Source organism: Sphaerisporangium aureirubrum (genome assembly GCF_042658925.1).
GTDB classification, from domain to species: domain Bacteria; phylum Actinomycetota; class Actinomycetes; order Streptosporangiales; family Streptosporangiaceae; genus Sphaerisporangium; species Sphaerisporangium aureirubrum.
Genome location: NZ_JBHSRF010000060.1, coordinates 1 through 15,201 on the forward strand (window position 1 = coordinate 1; position 15,201 = coordinate 15,201).

Here is a 15,201-nt window from a genome sequence, read left to right on the forward strand (position 1 = left end):
GGGGCGGTTTTTGTGGGGGGGCGGAGGGCGGTCAGGAGGGTCTCTCGGGGGCGGGCTCGCCAGGCGAGGATGAGGAAGGGGTCGTCGTCGAAGGATTCGGCTAGGAGGTAGAGGACGGCGGAGAGGTGTTTGCAGGGGTGGCCCCAGTCGGGGCAGGTGCAGTCCATGTCGAGGTCGGCGGGGAACAGGGGGAGGCCCAGCGCGTCGAAGACCTCGACGATCTCGGGGGGCATCTCACCGGCGAGGAGCTTGGCGCGGTAGAGGGCGCGGGTGGACAGTTCGCGTTCGACGCGGGTCCAGTCGGCGTCGCCGAAGGCGGGGATGGTGATCGTGACCTCGTACGGGTCGGGGCGGGAGCCCTGCACCTCGGCGCGTACCGAGCCGGGGGAAAGGCCGATCTCCAGGACCTGGCCCTTGCGCGCGTAGGCACGGCCTCGGGACAGGCGGCCGGGGTCGCAGACGTTCTCCAGGATGTCGATGAAGCGGCGCGACCACCACTGCTCACCGATCGACCCGCGCTTGCTGCGGGCCCGCAGGCCGCCCTCCACCTGGATCGGCGCCGACGCCTCGAACCATCCGTCCTTCCCGACCGGCATGTCAGCCCACCGCCTCGGGGGCGAGGTGGAAGAGTTCGCGCAGGTGGTCGGTGGAGAGGCCGGTGAGCCAGTCCTCGCCGGTGCCTACCACCGAGTCGGCCAGAGCCTTCTTGCGGTCGATCATTTCGTCGATGCGTTCTTCCAGGGTGCCGGCGCAGATGAACTTGCGCACTTGGACGTTGCGGTGCTGGCCGATCCGGAAGGCACGGTCGGTGGCCTGGTCCTCCACGGCGGGGTTCCACCAGCGGTCCACGTGGATCACGTGGTTGGCGGCGGTGAGGTTGAGGCCGGTGCCGGCGGCCTTCAGGGAGAGCAGGAAGATCATGGGTTCGTCGCCGGACTGGAAGCGGTCCACCAGCTCGTCGCGGCGCTTCTTGGGCAGGCCGCCGTGCAGCCACAGGACGGGGCGGTCCAGGTGGGCGGCCAGGTAGGGCTGGAGCATGGAGCCGAATTCGGCGTACTGGGTGAAGACCAGGGCCTTGTCGCCCTCCTGCACGATCTCCTCGGCGAGTTCCTCCAGGCGGGCCAGCTTGCCGGAGCGGCCGGCCAGGCGGGAGCCGTCCTTGAGCAGGTGGGCGGGGTGGTTGCACACCTGCTTGAGGCGGGCCATGGCTGCGAGCACGTTGCCGCGCCGCTCGATGCCCTCACTGCCGTCGATGCGGTCCAGCATGTCCTTCAGAACCGCTTGGTACAGGCTGGCCTGCTCGGGGGTGAGCGTGCACCAGACCTTCATCTCCAGTTTCTCCGGCAGGTCGGAGATGATCGTCTTGTCGGTCTTGAGGCGCCGCAGCACGAACGGGCCGGTGGCCCGCCGCAGCGCGCCGGCCGCCATCTCGTCGCCGCGCGCCTCGATCGGCTCCTGGTAGCGCTCCCGGAACCGCCGCGCGGGACCGAGCAGGCCGGGGTTGCAGAACTCCATGATCGACCACAGTTCGGCGAGGTGGTTCTCCACGGGGGTGCCGGTGAGCGCCAGCCGGGTGCGGGCCGGGATGGACCGCACGGCCTGGGCCTGCCGGGCCGAGCTGTTCTTGATGGCCTGCGCCTCGTCGCACACCACCCGACCCCACCGGAACGCGGCGAGCACCCCGGCGTCGCGCAGCAGCGTGCCGTACGTCGTGATGACCATGTCGGCGCCGGCCACGGCCTCGGCGAGCTCCTCATCGCGTTTGCGGGCGCCGCCGTGGTGGACGTACACCCGCAGCGACGGGGCGAACCGCTCGACCTCCTTCTGCCAGTTGTTGATCAGCGACATCGGGCAGACCAGCAGCGTCGCGGGGGGCGTGCCGTCGCGCCGCTCGTCGAGCAGCAGGGACAGCGTCTGCGCGGTCTTCCCGAGACCCATGTCGTCGGCGAGGATCCCGCCGAGCCCGAGCCGGGACAGGAAGCTCAGCCACGACAGGCCGCGCTCCTGGTAGGGACGCAGCACCCCGTGGAAGCTGGACGGCGTCGGCACGGCGGTCAGGCGCCGCTCGGCGTCACCGGACAGCAGGTCGCCGAGCACGCCGTCGGCGTCCACGTCCACCAGCGGCAGCTCCTCGGCGCCGCCGGTGACGACCTCGTGCAGCGCGTCGGCGACGGTCATCTCGCCCGAGCGGCGCCGCTCGATCGCCGACAGCGCCGCCTTGAGCTGCCGGTCGTCCAGCTCCACCCACTGGCCGCGCACCCGGACCAGCGGCACCTTCAGCCGGGCCAGTTCCTCCAGCTCCTCCTCGCCGATGGTGTGGTCGCCGACCGCGAGGTCCAGCCGGAAGTCCACGACCTCATTGAGACCGAGCCCCTGCGTGCCCGCGGCGCGGGACGCCTTGGAGCGGCTGCGGGTGGTGAGCTTCAGCCCGAGCGCCTTGCGGCCCGCCCACGCGGGCAGCCGCACGCCGTACCCGGCGGCCTGGAGCAGGGGCGCGGCGCGGCGCAGGAACCCGAAGGCCCAGGCGGTGTCGATCACCATCCCGGACGGCCGGGCGTCGTCCAGCGCGGTGTGCAGCTCGGGGCAGAGCCGGACGGCCCGGCCGAGCCCGGCGAGCAGCGTCTCGTCCGGGCGGCCGGGCAGGCCGGGGATGTGGCCGCCCTCCCACAGCACGGACGCCGGAACGTAAAGGCTGGGGTCGTCGACCGACTGGAGGGCGAACTCCAGCTCCCAGCGGTCCTCGTCCCCGGCGGGCTCGATGAGGCGGAAGCAGACCCTGATGGGGCCTTCCATGCGGCGGGCGGCGTCCAGCCACGCGTCCAGCGCGCCGCGCAGCACCGCCACCTCGGTGGGGTGGATCTCGGGGATCACGGCGTCGGGGGCGGTGAGGGCGAACAGCCAGCGGTCGGCCAGCGGGCTGGTACGGCCGGGGCGGTTGCCGAGCAGGAGCCGTTCCGGCAGCCGGACGCGGGTGACGGCGTCGGTGAAACCGGACAGGGCCTCGTTCAGGACGGCGGCGGCGGGGCGTTCGTAGGGCGCGGCCCGGCAGGCGGGCGGCATCGCGGCGGCCAGGTCGCGCATGGCGGTGACGTCGGCCCCGGTGACCACGGGCGCCCACCGCGCGGCGTACTCGCCGTCCTCGGGCACGAGCTGCGGCAGCACCCGCCCCCGCCCCGCGAGCGCCCGCGCGTGCTCGGCCACCACGGCGAAGTACCGCAACGACCACCCGGGACCCCACTCGGGCACCGGCCCGGCGCCGAGGACGGCGTCCCCGGGGCCGGCCTCGGCCTTCCCCAAGCCAGGCCAGACCTCCCCCGAGCCGAGCCAAGCCTCCCCCGAACCGGGTCGGGCCTCCCCCGAGCCGGGCCCCGCGTCCTCGGAACCAGGGCCCGCGTCCCCGGAACCAGGCCCGGCGTCCATGGAGTCGAGCTCGGTGTCGCCGGTGTGGGACGCCGCGTCCCCCTGGGCGGTGGCGGGGCCGGGCAGGGAGCCCAGCAGGGTGAGGGCCTCGGCGGGGGCCAGGTGGAGCGCGGGGACCTGCCAGGTGACGATCTTCGGGCGGCGGACCGCGCTCGGCAGTCCCGACTCGGGCGACGGCAGCGGCACGGTGGCCGAGCCGGGCAGGTGGACAGTCAGCGGGCCGGGCCGGGCGGCTCCGTCCGGCAGCCCGAGGGCCGCGGCCAGCACGTCCGTCCCGGCGGCGAAGGGATGCCTCCGGGTGCCCGCCGGAAGCGCGGACACCTCACGGGGTGCCGTGGACGCCATCCCCGGAGCCGCGGGCACCTCCCGAAGCGCCGTGGACGCCTTCCGGGGTGCCGCGGGCGCCTCCTGGGGTGCCGTGGTGTCCTCCGCCCACACGGTCAGACGGCCGGCGACCCAGGCGCCGTGGACCACGAGCACTCGACCAACTCCGTTCGCGTGGCGTCACCTGACCCTGCGGGGGAACCCGATGATACGTCGGGGGGTGGAGCCCGGAGGGTTCATGGGGCGCGCGTGGGGGGTGATCGACCTCTAGCCACATAAAGTACATAGGTGAGTTTTCTGCCCGAAGACCTCGGCACGGTGATCCTCGACGGAGGCCTCGCCACGCATCTGGAGACGCTGGGCCACGACCTGAGCGACGAGCTGTGGTCGGCGCGGCTGCTCATGGAGGACCCCGAGGCGATCCTGCGCGCCCACCTGGACTACTTCGCCGCGGGGGCGGACGTCGCCACCACGGCCAGCTACCAGGCGAGCTTCCCCGGCCTCATGCGCCGCGGGCGCAACCTGCACGAGGCGCAGGCGCTGATGCAGCTGTCGGTGGAGCTCGCCCTCCAGGCGCGGGACACCTCCGGCGGGGGCGTCGTCGCGGCGAGCGTGGGCCCGTACGGGGCCTGCCTCGCCAACGGCGCCGAGTACACCGGGGCCTACGACCTGGACGAGCAGGAGCTGCTGGACTGGCACCGGCCGCGCTGGGAGGTGCTGGCCGACAGCGGCGCCGACGTGCTGGCCTGCGAGACGATCCCCTCGTACGCCGAGGCCAGGGCCATCGCGCGGCTGCTCGCGGAGACGCCGGGCGTGAACGCCTGGATCGCCTTCTCCTGCAGGGACGACGAGCGGATCAGGGACGGCACGCCGCTGGAGCGGTGCGCCGAGCTGTTCGCCGGGAACCCGCAGGTGGTCGCGATCGGCGTCAACTGCACCTCCCCCGCGCACATCAAGAGCCTGCTCGCCCGCCTGGACGGCTGCCCGATCATCGTGTACCCCAACTCGGGCGAGACCTGGGACCCCGAGCACCGCCGCTGGCGGGGCATCGCCGACCCGACGGAGTTCGCCACCGCCGCCGTCCAGTGGCGGGACGCGGGCGCGACCTACGTCGGCGGCTGCTGCCGCACCACCCCCGAGCACATCCGGCTGATCCGCGAGCGCCTCGGCTGACGCCCGCGGGCCCGCCGCCGGGCAAGATCGAACCACGCCCGGACCGGGACCTGATCGCCCGCAGGGCCGCATACGGTCACTCGGAGTGACCGCCACCCCCCAAAGATCGGTACCTGCGGGGCAGGCCGATGACCAGCGGAGGAATAGTAGCCGCCGAGTAACATCGTGGTCATCCGTGAGCACCACGCAGGCAACATTCCCACGGTTGACTCCTGACAGGCACCGACCTACGGCTGTCAACAGGAGGCGCGATGACGTCCCCGCCGCACCCCCCTGAGCGACGGGCCGGCGAGCGAGAGGATCTGCCCGCTACCGAGGTGGCTCTCGACGCCGCCGGGATGTCCACCCGGGAGATCAACCGCTCGCTGCAGGCCCTTCCGCGCGGCCGGGCGGTGGTGAGCAATCCCGCCGGGCGGCACAACCTCGCGGTGGGCCTCGACGCCCCGGTGCGTGTCGAGATCAACGGGCCCGCGGGCGACTATCCGGGCGGCCTGGGCAAGAAGGCCGTGGTCACCGTGCGCGGCTCGGCGGGCTGCGGGGCAGGCGAGAACCTCATGTCCGGCTGCGTCCACGTGCGCGGCTCGGCGGGCCCGAGCGCCGCGGCGTCGGCGCGCGGCGGCACCGTGGTGGTGGACGGCGGGTGCGGGGCCCGCGCGGGCATCTCGCTCAAGGGCGGCACCCTGGTGATCGGCGGGGACGCCGGGCCGCTGTGCGGGTTCCTCGCCCAGTCCGGGGTGATCCTGGTCGGCGGGGACACCGGGCCGCATCTGGCCGACTCGCTGTACGAGGCCGTCGTCTATGTGGGCGGAAGGATCGCGGGGCTCGGCGCGGACGCCATAATGGAGGAGATCAACGAGCACGACGTGACCTTCGTGAAGATCCTCGCGGACGGGTACGGTCTCGATCACATCTCTCCTGAGAACATCTCCAAGGTCGTCTCCACCCGGCGCCTCTACCATCTCGACGGTCACGTCGACGGTGCGTACTGAGCGAAGGAGACGCCGATGAGCCACACCTTCTCGCCGGAGGTCATCGGGGAGATCCAGGAACGTGCCAGGCTGGGCCGCTGCGAGGTGCGCGGCTGGGGCGCCCGCCGCGCGGTGCCGGGGTTCGACGACCTGCTCATCCTGACGGCGGGCCTCTCCCCCACCCCGCTGGAGGACCACCGGGAGCGGTGTGACACCCGCACGGTGCTCGGCACGCGCAACGCGTCCGAGCCGGTGATCCTGGACATCCCCATCACCATCGCCGGCATGTCGTTCGGCGCGCTGTCGGCGGGCGCGAAGGAGGCGCTGGCCCGGGCGGCGACCCTCACCGGCACCTCCGCGACCACGGGCGAGGGCGGGCTGATCCCCGAGGAGCGGGGCGCCGCCAAGACGCTCGTGTACCAATGCCTGCCGTCGCGGTACGGCTTCGACCCCGACCACCTGCGCGCGGCGGACGCCGTGGAGATCGTGCTCGGCCAGGGCGCGTCCCCCGGCGCGGGAGGCGTGCTGCTCGGGCAGAAGGTGACCACGCCGGTGGCGTACATGCGGGACCTGCCCGAGGGGGTGGACCAGCGCTCGGCGAGCCGCCACCCCGACTGGGCCGGCGCCGACGGGCTGCGCGTCAAGATCGAGGAGCTGCGCGAGGTCACCGGGTGGCGCATCCCGGTGTACGTGAAGATCGGCGCGTCCCGGGTCGCCCCCGACGTCCGGCACGCGGTCGAGGCGGGCGCGGACGTGATCGTGGTGGACGGCATGCAGGGCGGCACCGGCGCGGCGCACGACGTGTTCATCGAGCACACCGGCATCCCCACGCTTGCGGCGCTGCGCCTGGCGGCCGACACGCTGCGCGCCCTGTCGGTGGAGAACGAGGTGCAGCTGGTCATCTCCGGCGGCATCCGCAGCGGCGCCGACGTCGCCAAGGCCCTGGCCCTCGGCGCCGACGCGGTGTCGGTCGGCGTGGCCGCCCTGATCGCCCTCGGCTGCAACTCCCCCTCCGACGACACCGGCGCCGACGTCAGCCTCGGCTACCGCGCCCTCGGCACGTCCCCCGGCTCCTGCACGGCCTGCCACACCGGTGGCTGCCCCGTCGGCATCGCCACCCAGGACGACATGCTCGCCGACCGCCTCGACCCCGACTTCGGCGCCGAACGCGTCGCCAACTACCTGCGTTCCCTCGCCACCGAGGCCACCATGCTCGCCCGCGCCTGCGGCCGCGCCTCGGTGCACGACCTGGCCCCCGACGACCTGGTCGCCCTGACCGTGGAGGCCGCGGCCATGGCCAGGGTCCCGCTGGCGGGCACCACCTGGATCCCGGGCGTCACCGGCTGAGAGGCCCGGGACCCGGCGGGTCAGCGCAGGAACGCGGCGGCGACGCCCGCGTCCACCGGGACGTGCAGGCCGGTGGTGAGGGACAGGTCGCCGCCGGTCAGGGCGAAGACGGCGGCGGCGATGTGCTCGGGGAGGACCTCCCGCTTGAGGAGGGTGCGCTGGGCGTAGTATTCGCCGAGTTTCTCCTCCGGGACGCCGTACACCGCGGCGCGGTTGGCGCCCCAGCCCGAGGCGAAGATGCCCGAGCCGCGGACGACGCCGTCGGGGTTGACGCCGTTGACGCGGATGCCGTACGCGCCGAGCTCGGCGGCCAGCAGGCGGACCTGATGGGCCTGGTCGGCCTTGGCGGCGCCGTAGGCGACGTTGTCGGGCCCGGCGAAGACGGAGTTCTTCGAGGAGATGTAGACGATGTCCCCGCCCATGGCCTGGGCGATCATGACGCGGGCGGTCTCGCGGGAGACGAGGAACGAGCCGCGGGCCATGACGTCGTGCTGGAGGTCCCAGTCGTCGAGGGTGGTCTCCAGCAGGGAGCGGGACAGCGACAGGCCGGCGTTGTTGACGACCAGGTCGACACCGCCGAAGGCGAGGACGGCCGACTGGACGGCCGACTGGACCTGGTCCTCGGAGGTGACGTCCACCTCGACGGCGATCGCGGCGCCGGACGAGCCGATCTCGGCGGCGACCTTCTCGGCGGCGGCGCGGTCCCGGTCGGCGATCACGACGCAGGCCCCCTCGGCGGCGAGACGGCGGGCCGTGGCGGCGCCGATGCCCGAGCCGCCGCCCGTCACCAGAGCCACCCGCGTGGCGAGCGGCTTGGGCTTCGGCAGCCGCCGCAGCTTGGCCTCCTCCAGGTCCCAGTACTCGATGCGGAACTTCTCCGCCTCCTCGATGGGGCGGTAGGACGACAGGGCCTCGGCGCCGCGCATCACGTTGATCGCGTTGACGTAGAACTCGCCGGCCACCCGGGCGGTCTGCTTGTCCTTGCCGAAGCTGAACATGCCGACGCCGGGGACCAGCACGATGGCCGGGTCGGCGCCGCGCATCGCCGGTGAGCCGGGCACGGCGTGGCGCTCGTAGTAGGCGCGGTAGTCCTCGCGGTAGGTGGCGTGCAGGGCGCGGACCCGGTCGATCACCTGGTCGAGGGGCGCGTCCGGCGGCAGGTCGACGACCAGCGGGGCGACCTTGGTGCGCAGGAAGTGGTCGGGGCACGAGGTACCGAGCGCGGCCAGGCGGGGGTGCTCGGCCCGGGAAAGGAAGTCCAGAACCTCGGGGGTGGCTGTGTAGTGGCCGACCTGGCGGGCGTCGGTGGAGCACAGCCCGCGCAGCAGGATGAACAGCGCGGCGGCCCGCGCCTCGCGCGCGGCGTCGTCCAGGGACGGGTGGATCACCGGGCCGAACGGCTCGGGGCGGCCGTGCTCGGCGATGTACCGCTCGGCGGTGCGGATGATCTCCAGGGACCTGGCCTCGCACTCGTCGGAGGTGTCGCCCCAGGCGGTGATGCCGTGGCCGCCGAGGATCACGCCGATGGCCTGGGGATTGGCGTCCTTCAGCGCGGCGATGTCCAGGCCGAGCCGGAAGCCAGGGCGCCGCCACGGGACCCAGAGCACGCGGTCGCCGAACACGCGCCGGGTGAGGGCCTCGCCGCCGGCGGCGGTGGCGAGGGCGATCCCGGCGTCGGGGTGGAGGTGGTCGACGTGGAGGGCGTCGACCAGGCCGTGCATGGCGGTGTCGATGCTGGGCGCCGCGCCGCCCTTGCCGAAGGCGCAGTGGTCGAACGCGGCGACCATCTCGTCCTCGCGCTCGACGCCGGGGAAGACGGCGGTCAGGGCGCGCAGGCGGTCCACGCGCAGCACCGACAGGCCGGCCGCGGTGAGGGTGCCGAGGTCGCCGCCGGAGCCCTTGACCCACATGAGCTCGACGGCGGTGCCGGTGACGGGGTCGGTGGCGGCGCCCTTGGCCGAGGCGTTGCCCCCGGCGTAGTTGGTGTTGCGGGGGTCGGCGCCGAGGGTGCGGGCGCGCCGGAGCAGCGCGGCGACGGCGGGGTGCCCGGTGGAGGGGGAGGTCATGCTCAGGCCCCCCATCCGGCCTGGGTGCCGCCGACGCGCTCGGCGACGATCTTGTCGGCGTAGCCGGAGCGCCGGTAGGCGGCCATCGGGTCGGGGTCGAGCCCGGTCTCCGCGCGCATCTCCGCCAGCAGGGGCCGCACGTCGGTGTTGTAGGCGTCCATGAAGACGGCGTTGGCGCCGAGGACGTCGCCCTCGGCCTGCGCCGCGGCCAGCGCCCCGGCGTCGACGAGCAGCGCCTTGGCCGTCGCCTCCTGGACGTTCATCACCGAGCGGATCTGGCCGGGGATCTTGGGCTCGATGTTGTGGCACTGGTCGAGCATGAACGCGACGTGGTCGCCGTACCCGCCGCCGCGCACCACCTCGTACATGATGCGGAACAGCTGGAACGGGTCGGCCGCGCCCACCATGAGGTCGTCGTCGGCGTAGAACCGGGAGTTGAAGTCGAACCCGCCGAGCTTGCCCTCACGCAGCAGGAACGCGACGATGAACTCGATGTTGGTGCCGGGGGCGTGGTGGCCGGTGTCCACCACCACCTGGGCCTTCGGGCCGAGCCTGACGCAGTGGGCGTACGCGGTGCCCCAGTCGGGGACGTCGGTCATGTAGAACGCCGGCTCGAACAGCTTGTACTCCAGCAGGAACCGCTGCCCCTCCCCCAGCCGGTCGTACACCACCTGGAGTGCCTCGGCGAGGCGGTCCTGGCGGGCGCGCACGTCGTCCTGGCCGGGGTAGTTGGTGCCGTCGGAGAACCACAGCTTGAGGGTGTCCGACCCGGTCTGGTCCATGATGTCGACGCATTCCAGCAGGTGGCCGAGGGCCTTGCGCCGCACCGCGGGGTCGGGGTTGGTGACGCTGCCGAGCATGTACCGGTCGTCCTGGAAGACGTTGGAGTTGATGGCCCCGATGCCGACGCCGAGGTCGCGGGCGTGGCGGGCGAGGGCGGGGTAGTCGTCCACCTTGTCCCAGGGGATGTGCAGGGCGACGGTGGGGGCGACGCCGGTGTGGTGGTGGACCTGCGCGGCGTCGGCCATCTTCTCGTACGGGTCGCGCGGCACGCCCTTCTGGGCGAAGACCTTGAAGCGGGTGCCGGAGTTGGCGTACGCCCATGAGGGTGTCTCGATGCGCTGGCGGCGCAGCGCCGCCTTGATGTCTGTTGTCATGGGGGTCCCCCGATCAGTCAAGATGGAAAACTTCGTCGAGCGTGCGTCCCCGCCGGTCCTGGCACGTCCGGGACCGGCGTGGAACGGCATGCCCGGCGGCCTAGAAGTCGAACTCGTCGATGTTGGAGGCGTCGAAGGTGAACGGCGGGCCGAGGATGATCTCACCGTTCTTCCCGATGGTCCGCTCACCGAGGCGCCCCGCCTTCAGAGTCTCGCCCTCGGCGCCGGTGATCTGCCCGGAGGACAGCGCGGCGGCGGCGTAGGCGGCGAGGTAGCCGAGGTCCTTGGGGTTCCACAGCGCGAACTTCCGCACCGTGCCGTCCTTGACGAACTGCTTCATCTGGTTGGGCGTGCCGAGCCCGGTCAGCACGACCTCGCCCTTGTACTTGGACCCGGAGATGTAGCGCGCGGCGGCCGAGACGCCGACGGTGGTGGGCGAGATGATGCCCTTCAGGTCGGGATACGCCTGGAGCAGGCCCTGGGTCTGCTGGAACGACTTCTGGTCGTCGTCGTCCCCGTAGGCGACCTTGACCAGCTTCAGGTCCTTGTACTCGGGCTTGGTGAGCTCGTCCTTCATGAACTCGATCCAGGTGTTCTGGTTGGTGGCGTTCGCGGTGGCCGACAGGATCGCGATCTCGCCCTTGCCGCCGATCATGTCAGAGAGCAGCTTGACCTGGCTGCGGCCGACCTCCTCGGAGCTGGCCTGGTTGATGAACAGGTCACGGCACTCGGGGGCGGCGTCGGAGTCGTACGCCACGATCTTGATGCCCTTGTCCCTGGCCTGCTTGAGCGGGCCGCACACGGCGTTGGCGTCGTTGGCCGAGATGAGGATCGCGTCCTGGCCCTGCTGGGTGAGGGTGTTGATGTAGGAGATCTGCGAGGACGCCGACGCGTCCGACGGGCCGACCTCCTTGGCGGTGCCCGCGAACTCCTTGGCGGCCTCGATGCCGGCGTTGTCGAGGATGGTGAGGTACGGGTTGTTGATCTGCTTGGGCAGGAACGCCAGCTTGAGCCCCTGCTTCAACGGGGCGGCCGGATTCGCCGAGGCGGGCGCGGAGCTCTGCGCGGGGGCCGCGGAGGCCGTTCCGGGGGAATCCTTGGTGGTGCCGCCGCAGGCGGCGAGGGCGAGCAGGGCGCCGGCTGCGAGGAAGGCGGATGCGAACCGCGGCAAGGTACGCGTCATCATCTATCTCTCTCTTTCCTGGACGGGGGGCGGGGTGAGGCTGGGGCCCGGCGCCGCTCGCGCAGCACGGCCGCGAGGCGCGGGGTGAGCACCGAGACGATCAGCAGCAGCCCGGTGACGACGGACTGGATCTCGGTGGACACGTCGTTGAGCATGAGCAGGTTGCGCAGCAGCCCGATGAGCAGCACGCCCGCGATGACGCCGCCGAGCGTGCCCTTGCCGCCGTCGAAGTCGACCCCGCCGAGCAGCACGGCAGCGATGACCGCGAGCTCGATGCCGAAGCCGTTGTCGGCGCGGGCGCTGCCGTAGCGCAGGGTGAACACGACCCCGGCGAACGCGGCCATCGCGCCGGACAGCACGAACAGCACGAGCTTGATGCGCTTGACCCGGATGCCCGAGAAGAACGCGACCTCCTCCTGGGCGCCGATGGTGAACAGCGAGCGCCCGGCCCCGGTGGCGTGCAGCACGACGCCGGTGACGGCGGCCAGCAGGACGAACAGCGCGACGGGGTACGGGACGGGCGTGCCGGGCACGTCGCCGGTGACCAGCTCGGTGAACCGCGGCGGGAACTCCGCCACCGCCCGGTCGCCGAGCACCACGTACGCCAGGCCCCGGTACAGCGCCAGGGTGCCGATGGTGACGGCCAGCGAGGGCAGGCCGAGGCGGGTCACCAGCAGGCCGTTGACCAGGCCGCAGACCGCGCCGGCCACCACGACCAGCGGGATGATCGTCTCGATGGCCCAGCCGCCGTCCCACATCGCGCCGATCAGCGCGCTGGACAGGCCGAGCACCGATGCGACCGAGAGGTCCACCTCGGCCGCGACGACCAGCAGCGTCATGGTGAGCGCGATCAGCGCGATCTCGCCGAGGTCGCCGAGCGCGAACGACAGGTTGCCGGAGGTGGCGAAGTCGGGGGACCCGCCCGCGCCCGCCAGGAAGACGGCCACCAGCAGCGCGGTGACCAGCACGTCCCAGCGGGCGAACCGGCCGAGCGGCGAACGCCCGGCGAGCGGGCCGGCGACGGTGGTCGGCTCAGCCATAGCGGACGCTCCTCCTGCGCAGCAGCCGGGCGACCCGCACGGCGAGCACCCGGTCGACGGTGATGGCGAGCAGCAGCAGCGCGCCGGTGAGGGCCTGCTGCCAGAACGCGTTGACCTTCAGCACCACCAGGGCGCTGCCGATGGTGGTGAGCAGCAGCGCGCCGAGCACCGCGCCGTACACGGTGCCGACGCCGCCGACGATGGCCACGCCGCCCACCACGACGGCGCTGACCACCAGCAGCTCCCACCCTCTGGCGGGGTCGGCGACGACCGTGCCGAACCTGGCCAGCCACATCACCCCGGCGAGGCCGGCGAGCACGCCGCTGAAGAGGTACGCGGCGAGCACGCGCCGCCGCACCGGCACCCCGGCCAGCCGCGCGGCCTCGGGGCTGGAGCCGACCGCGTAGAGGTCGCGGCCGGACGGGTAGGACCGCAGGTAGTACCCGGTGGCGGCCATCACCGCCAGCGTGACGATCGCGAGGTACGGAACCCCGAGCACGCCTTCGTTGCCGAGGCTCAGCAGGCCGGGCGGCAGGTCGGCGGCGTTGATCTGGCGTCCGTGCGCGATGTAGTGGCCGAGACCCTGGACGACGTACAGCGTGCCGAGGGTGACGACCAGGGCGGGCACCCGGCAGAAGCTCACCAGCAGGCCGTTGACCAGGCCGCACGCCGCGCCGATGGCGACGCCGAACACCAGCGCGGTGAGCACGCCGTGCCCGCCGTCGGCGAGGAGCCGGCCGGTGGTGAACGCGACCAGCCCGACCACCGAGCCGACCGACAGGTCGATGTTCCGGGTGATCACCACCACCGACTGGCCGACGGCGAGCAGCGCCAGGATCGAGGTGTTGAGGAAGATGTCCTTGACGCCCTGCGCGGACAGGAAGTTGGGGCTGGCGGCGGTGGTGACCGCGACCAGCACCGCCAGCGCGGCGACCAGGCTCAGTTCGCGGGCGCGGAAGACGAGGTCCACCAGGGCGCGGGCGCCGCGCCGCCCGGCGGGCCGCTCGCCCGCGGCGACGGCGGTCACGCGGCGGCCTCCGGGGCCCGGCCGGTGGCGGCCGACATGACGCTCTCCTCGGTGGCCTGCTCGCGCGGGATGTCCGCGGTGAGCCGGCCCTCGTGCATGACGAGCACGCGGTCGGCCATGCCCAGCACCTCCGGCAGGTCGGACGAGATCATCAGGATGGCGATGCCGCGCCCGGCCAGCTCCGACAGCAGGCGGTGGACCTCGGCCTTGGTGCCGATGTCGATGCCGCGGGTCGGCTCGTCCACGATCAGCACCTCGGGTTCGATGGCCAGCCACTTGGCGAGCACGACCTTCTGCTGGTTGCCGCCGGACAGCACGCCGACAGGGTCGCCGAGCCGGGCGAACTTGAGCCGCAGCCGGTCGGCCCAGTCGACCGCCCTGCCGCGCTCGGCCGCGCGGGAGATGACCGCGCCGCGGGTCAGGGCGGACAGGCCGGTGAGGCCGATGTTGCGCTCGATCGACATCTCCATGACCAGGCCCTGCTGCCTGCGGTCCTCGGGCACCAGCGCGAGACCGGCGGCCATGGCCGAGGACGGGCTGCCGGGGCGCAGGGCGTGCCCGGCGACCTCGACCCGCCCGGCGTCCCGGCGGTCGATGCCGAACACGGCCCGCGCGACCTCGGTGCGGCCGGCGCCCACCAGCCCGGCCAGCGCGACGATCTCGCCGCGCCGCACCTGGAAGGAGACGTCGGTGAAGACGCCCTCGCGGGTGAGCCGGTGGACGGTGAGCGCCACCTCGCCGAGCGGTGCGGGCTGCTTGGGGTAGAGGGCGCCGAGGTCGCGGCCGACCATGCGCCGCACCAGGTCGCCGGGGGTGAGCCCGGCGAGCGGCTCACTGGCCACGAGGGCGCCGTCGCGCAGGGTGGTGACCTGGCGGCACAGCTCGAAGATCTCGTCCAGCCGGTGGGAGATGAACAGCACGGCGCGGCCCTGCTCGCGCAGGGCCTTGACCACGCTGAACAGCCGGGCGACCTCGGCCCCCGACAGCGCGGCGGTGGGCTCGTCCATGATCAGCACCCGTGCCTCGCGGGACAGGGCCTTGGCGATCTCGACCAGCTGCTGGTCGGCGATGGACAGGCCCCGCGCGGGCCGGTCGGGGTCGAGCGCCACGCCGAGCCGGGAGAAGAGCCGCGCGGCCTCCTCGCGCATGGCGCGCCGGTCGATGCGGCCGAGCCGGGCGCGAGGCTGGCGGCCGAGGAAGATGTTCTCGGTGACCGAGAGGTCGGGGAAGAGGGTCGGCTCCTGGTAGATGACCGCGACCCCGGCGGCCCGCGCCGCCGCCGGGCCGTCGAACACGACCGGGCGCCCGTCGAGCAGCACCTCGCCCTCGTCCGGCCGGTGCACCCCGGCCAGGGTCTTGACGAGCGTGGACTTGCCGGCGCCGTTCTCGCCCGCCAGCGCGTGGGCCTCGCCGGCGAACAGCTCGATCGACACCTCGCTCAGCGCGCGGACCGCGCCGAAGGACTTGCTCACCCGCCGCAGCGCGAGCACCGGCGG

Annotated in this window: 11 protein-coding genes; 3 read left to right on the forward strand and 8 right to left on the reverse strand. The window is 73.0% G+C overall.

From position 1 onward, the window contains the following. On the reverse strand, positions 1-596 hold a 596-nt coding region (locus ACFP1K_RS29430), incomplete at its 3' end, for an SWIM zinc finger family protein (protein WP_380759325.1). Between the two features lies 1 nt (position 597). Continuing rightward, positions 598-3,900, reverse strand: coding sequence for an SNF2-related protein (locus ACFP1K_RS29435; RefSeq protein WP_380759328.1), 3,303 nt, complete (start codon positions 3,898-3,900; stop codon positions 598-600). Positions 3,901-4,032: 132 nt separating this feature from the next. Here ACFP1K_RS29435 and mmuM point away from each other — a divergent pair, with 132 nt between their 5' ends. From mmuM to ACFP1K_RS29450, 3 genes are all read left to right on the forward strand, one after another. Then, positions 4,033-4,917 carry a homocysteine S-methyltransferase gene (mmuM, locus tag ACFP1K_RS29440; protein WP_380759330.1) on the forward strand — a complete coding sequence of 295 codons (885 nt, stop codon included), beginning with the start codon at positions 4,033-4,035 and terminating at the stop codon, positions 4,915-4,917. Positions 4,918-5,168: 251 nt separating this feature from the next. After that, positions 5,169-5,906: a GltB/FmdC/FwdC-like GXGXG domain-containing protein gene (locus tag ACFP1K_RS29445; protein ID WP_380759332.1), complete on the forward strand. Its 738-nt coding sequence runs from the start codon at positions 5,169-5,171 to the stop codon at positions 5,904-5,906. 15 nt (positions 5,907-5,921) lie between these two features. Next, a complete protein-coding gene (locus tag ACFP1K_RS29450; RefSeq protein ID WP_380759334.1) occupies positions 5,922-7,232 on the forward strand; it encodes an FMN-binding glutamate synthase family protein in 1,311 nt (436 codons plus the stop codon). Positions 7,233-7,252: 20 nt separating this feature from the next. Here the strand turns inward: ACFP1K_RS29450 and ACFP1K_RS29455 are convergent, their stop codons facing one another. From ACFP1K_RS29455 to ACFP1K_RS29480, 6 genes are all read right to left on the reverse strand, one after another. Further along, positions 7,253-9,298 (reverse strand): bifunctional aldolase/short-chain dehydrogenase, encoded by a 2,046-nt coding sequence (locus ACFP1K_RS29455; RefSeq protein ID WP_380759336.1) that lies wholly within the window; start codon positions 9,296-9,298, stop codon positions 7,253-7,255. Positions 9,299-9,300: 2 nt separating this feature from the next. Continuing rightward, positions 9,301-10,455 (reverse strand): L-rhamnose isomerase, encoded by a 1,155-nt coding sequence (rhaI, locus tag ACFP1K_RS29460; protein WP_380759338.1) that lies wholly within the window; start codon positions 10,453-10,455, stop codon positions 9,301-9,303. Positions 10,456-10,555: 100 nt separating this feature from the next. Next, positions 10,556-11,641, reverse strand: a complete 1,086-nt coding sequence (gene rhaS / locus ACFP1K_RS29465; protein ID WP_380759340.1) for a rhamnose ABC transporter substrate-binding protein — start codon at positions 11,639-11,641, stop codon at positions 10,556-10,558. Beyond that, entirely contained in the window at positions 11,638-12,678 is a 1,041-nt protein-coding gene (locus tag ACFP1K_RS29470; RefSeq protein WP_380759342.1) for an ABC transporter permease, read from the reverse strand. The genes rhaS and ACFP1K_RS29470 overlap by 4 nt, the downstream gene beginning before the upstream one ends. Next, positions 12,671-13,705 carry an ABC transporter permease gene (locus tag ACFP1K_RS29475; protein WP_380759344.1) on the reverse strand — a complete coding sequence of 345 codons (1,035 nt, stop codon included), beginning with the start codon at positions 13,703-13,705 and terminating at the stop codon, positions 12,671-12,673. The genes ACFP1K_RS29470 and ACFP1K_RS29475 overlap by 8 nt, the downstream gene beginning before the upstream one ends. Then, a complete protein-coding gene (locus tag ACFP1K_RS29480) occupies positions 13,702-15,177 on the reverse strand; it encodes a sugar ABC transporter ATP-binding protein (RefSeq protein ID WP_380759427.1) in 1,476 nt (491 codons plus the stop codon). Before ACFP1K_RS29480 ends, ACFP1K_RS29475 begins: the two co-directional genes overlap by 4 nt. Positions 15,178-15,201: the final 24 nt, after the last annotated feature.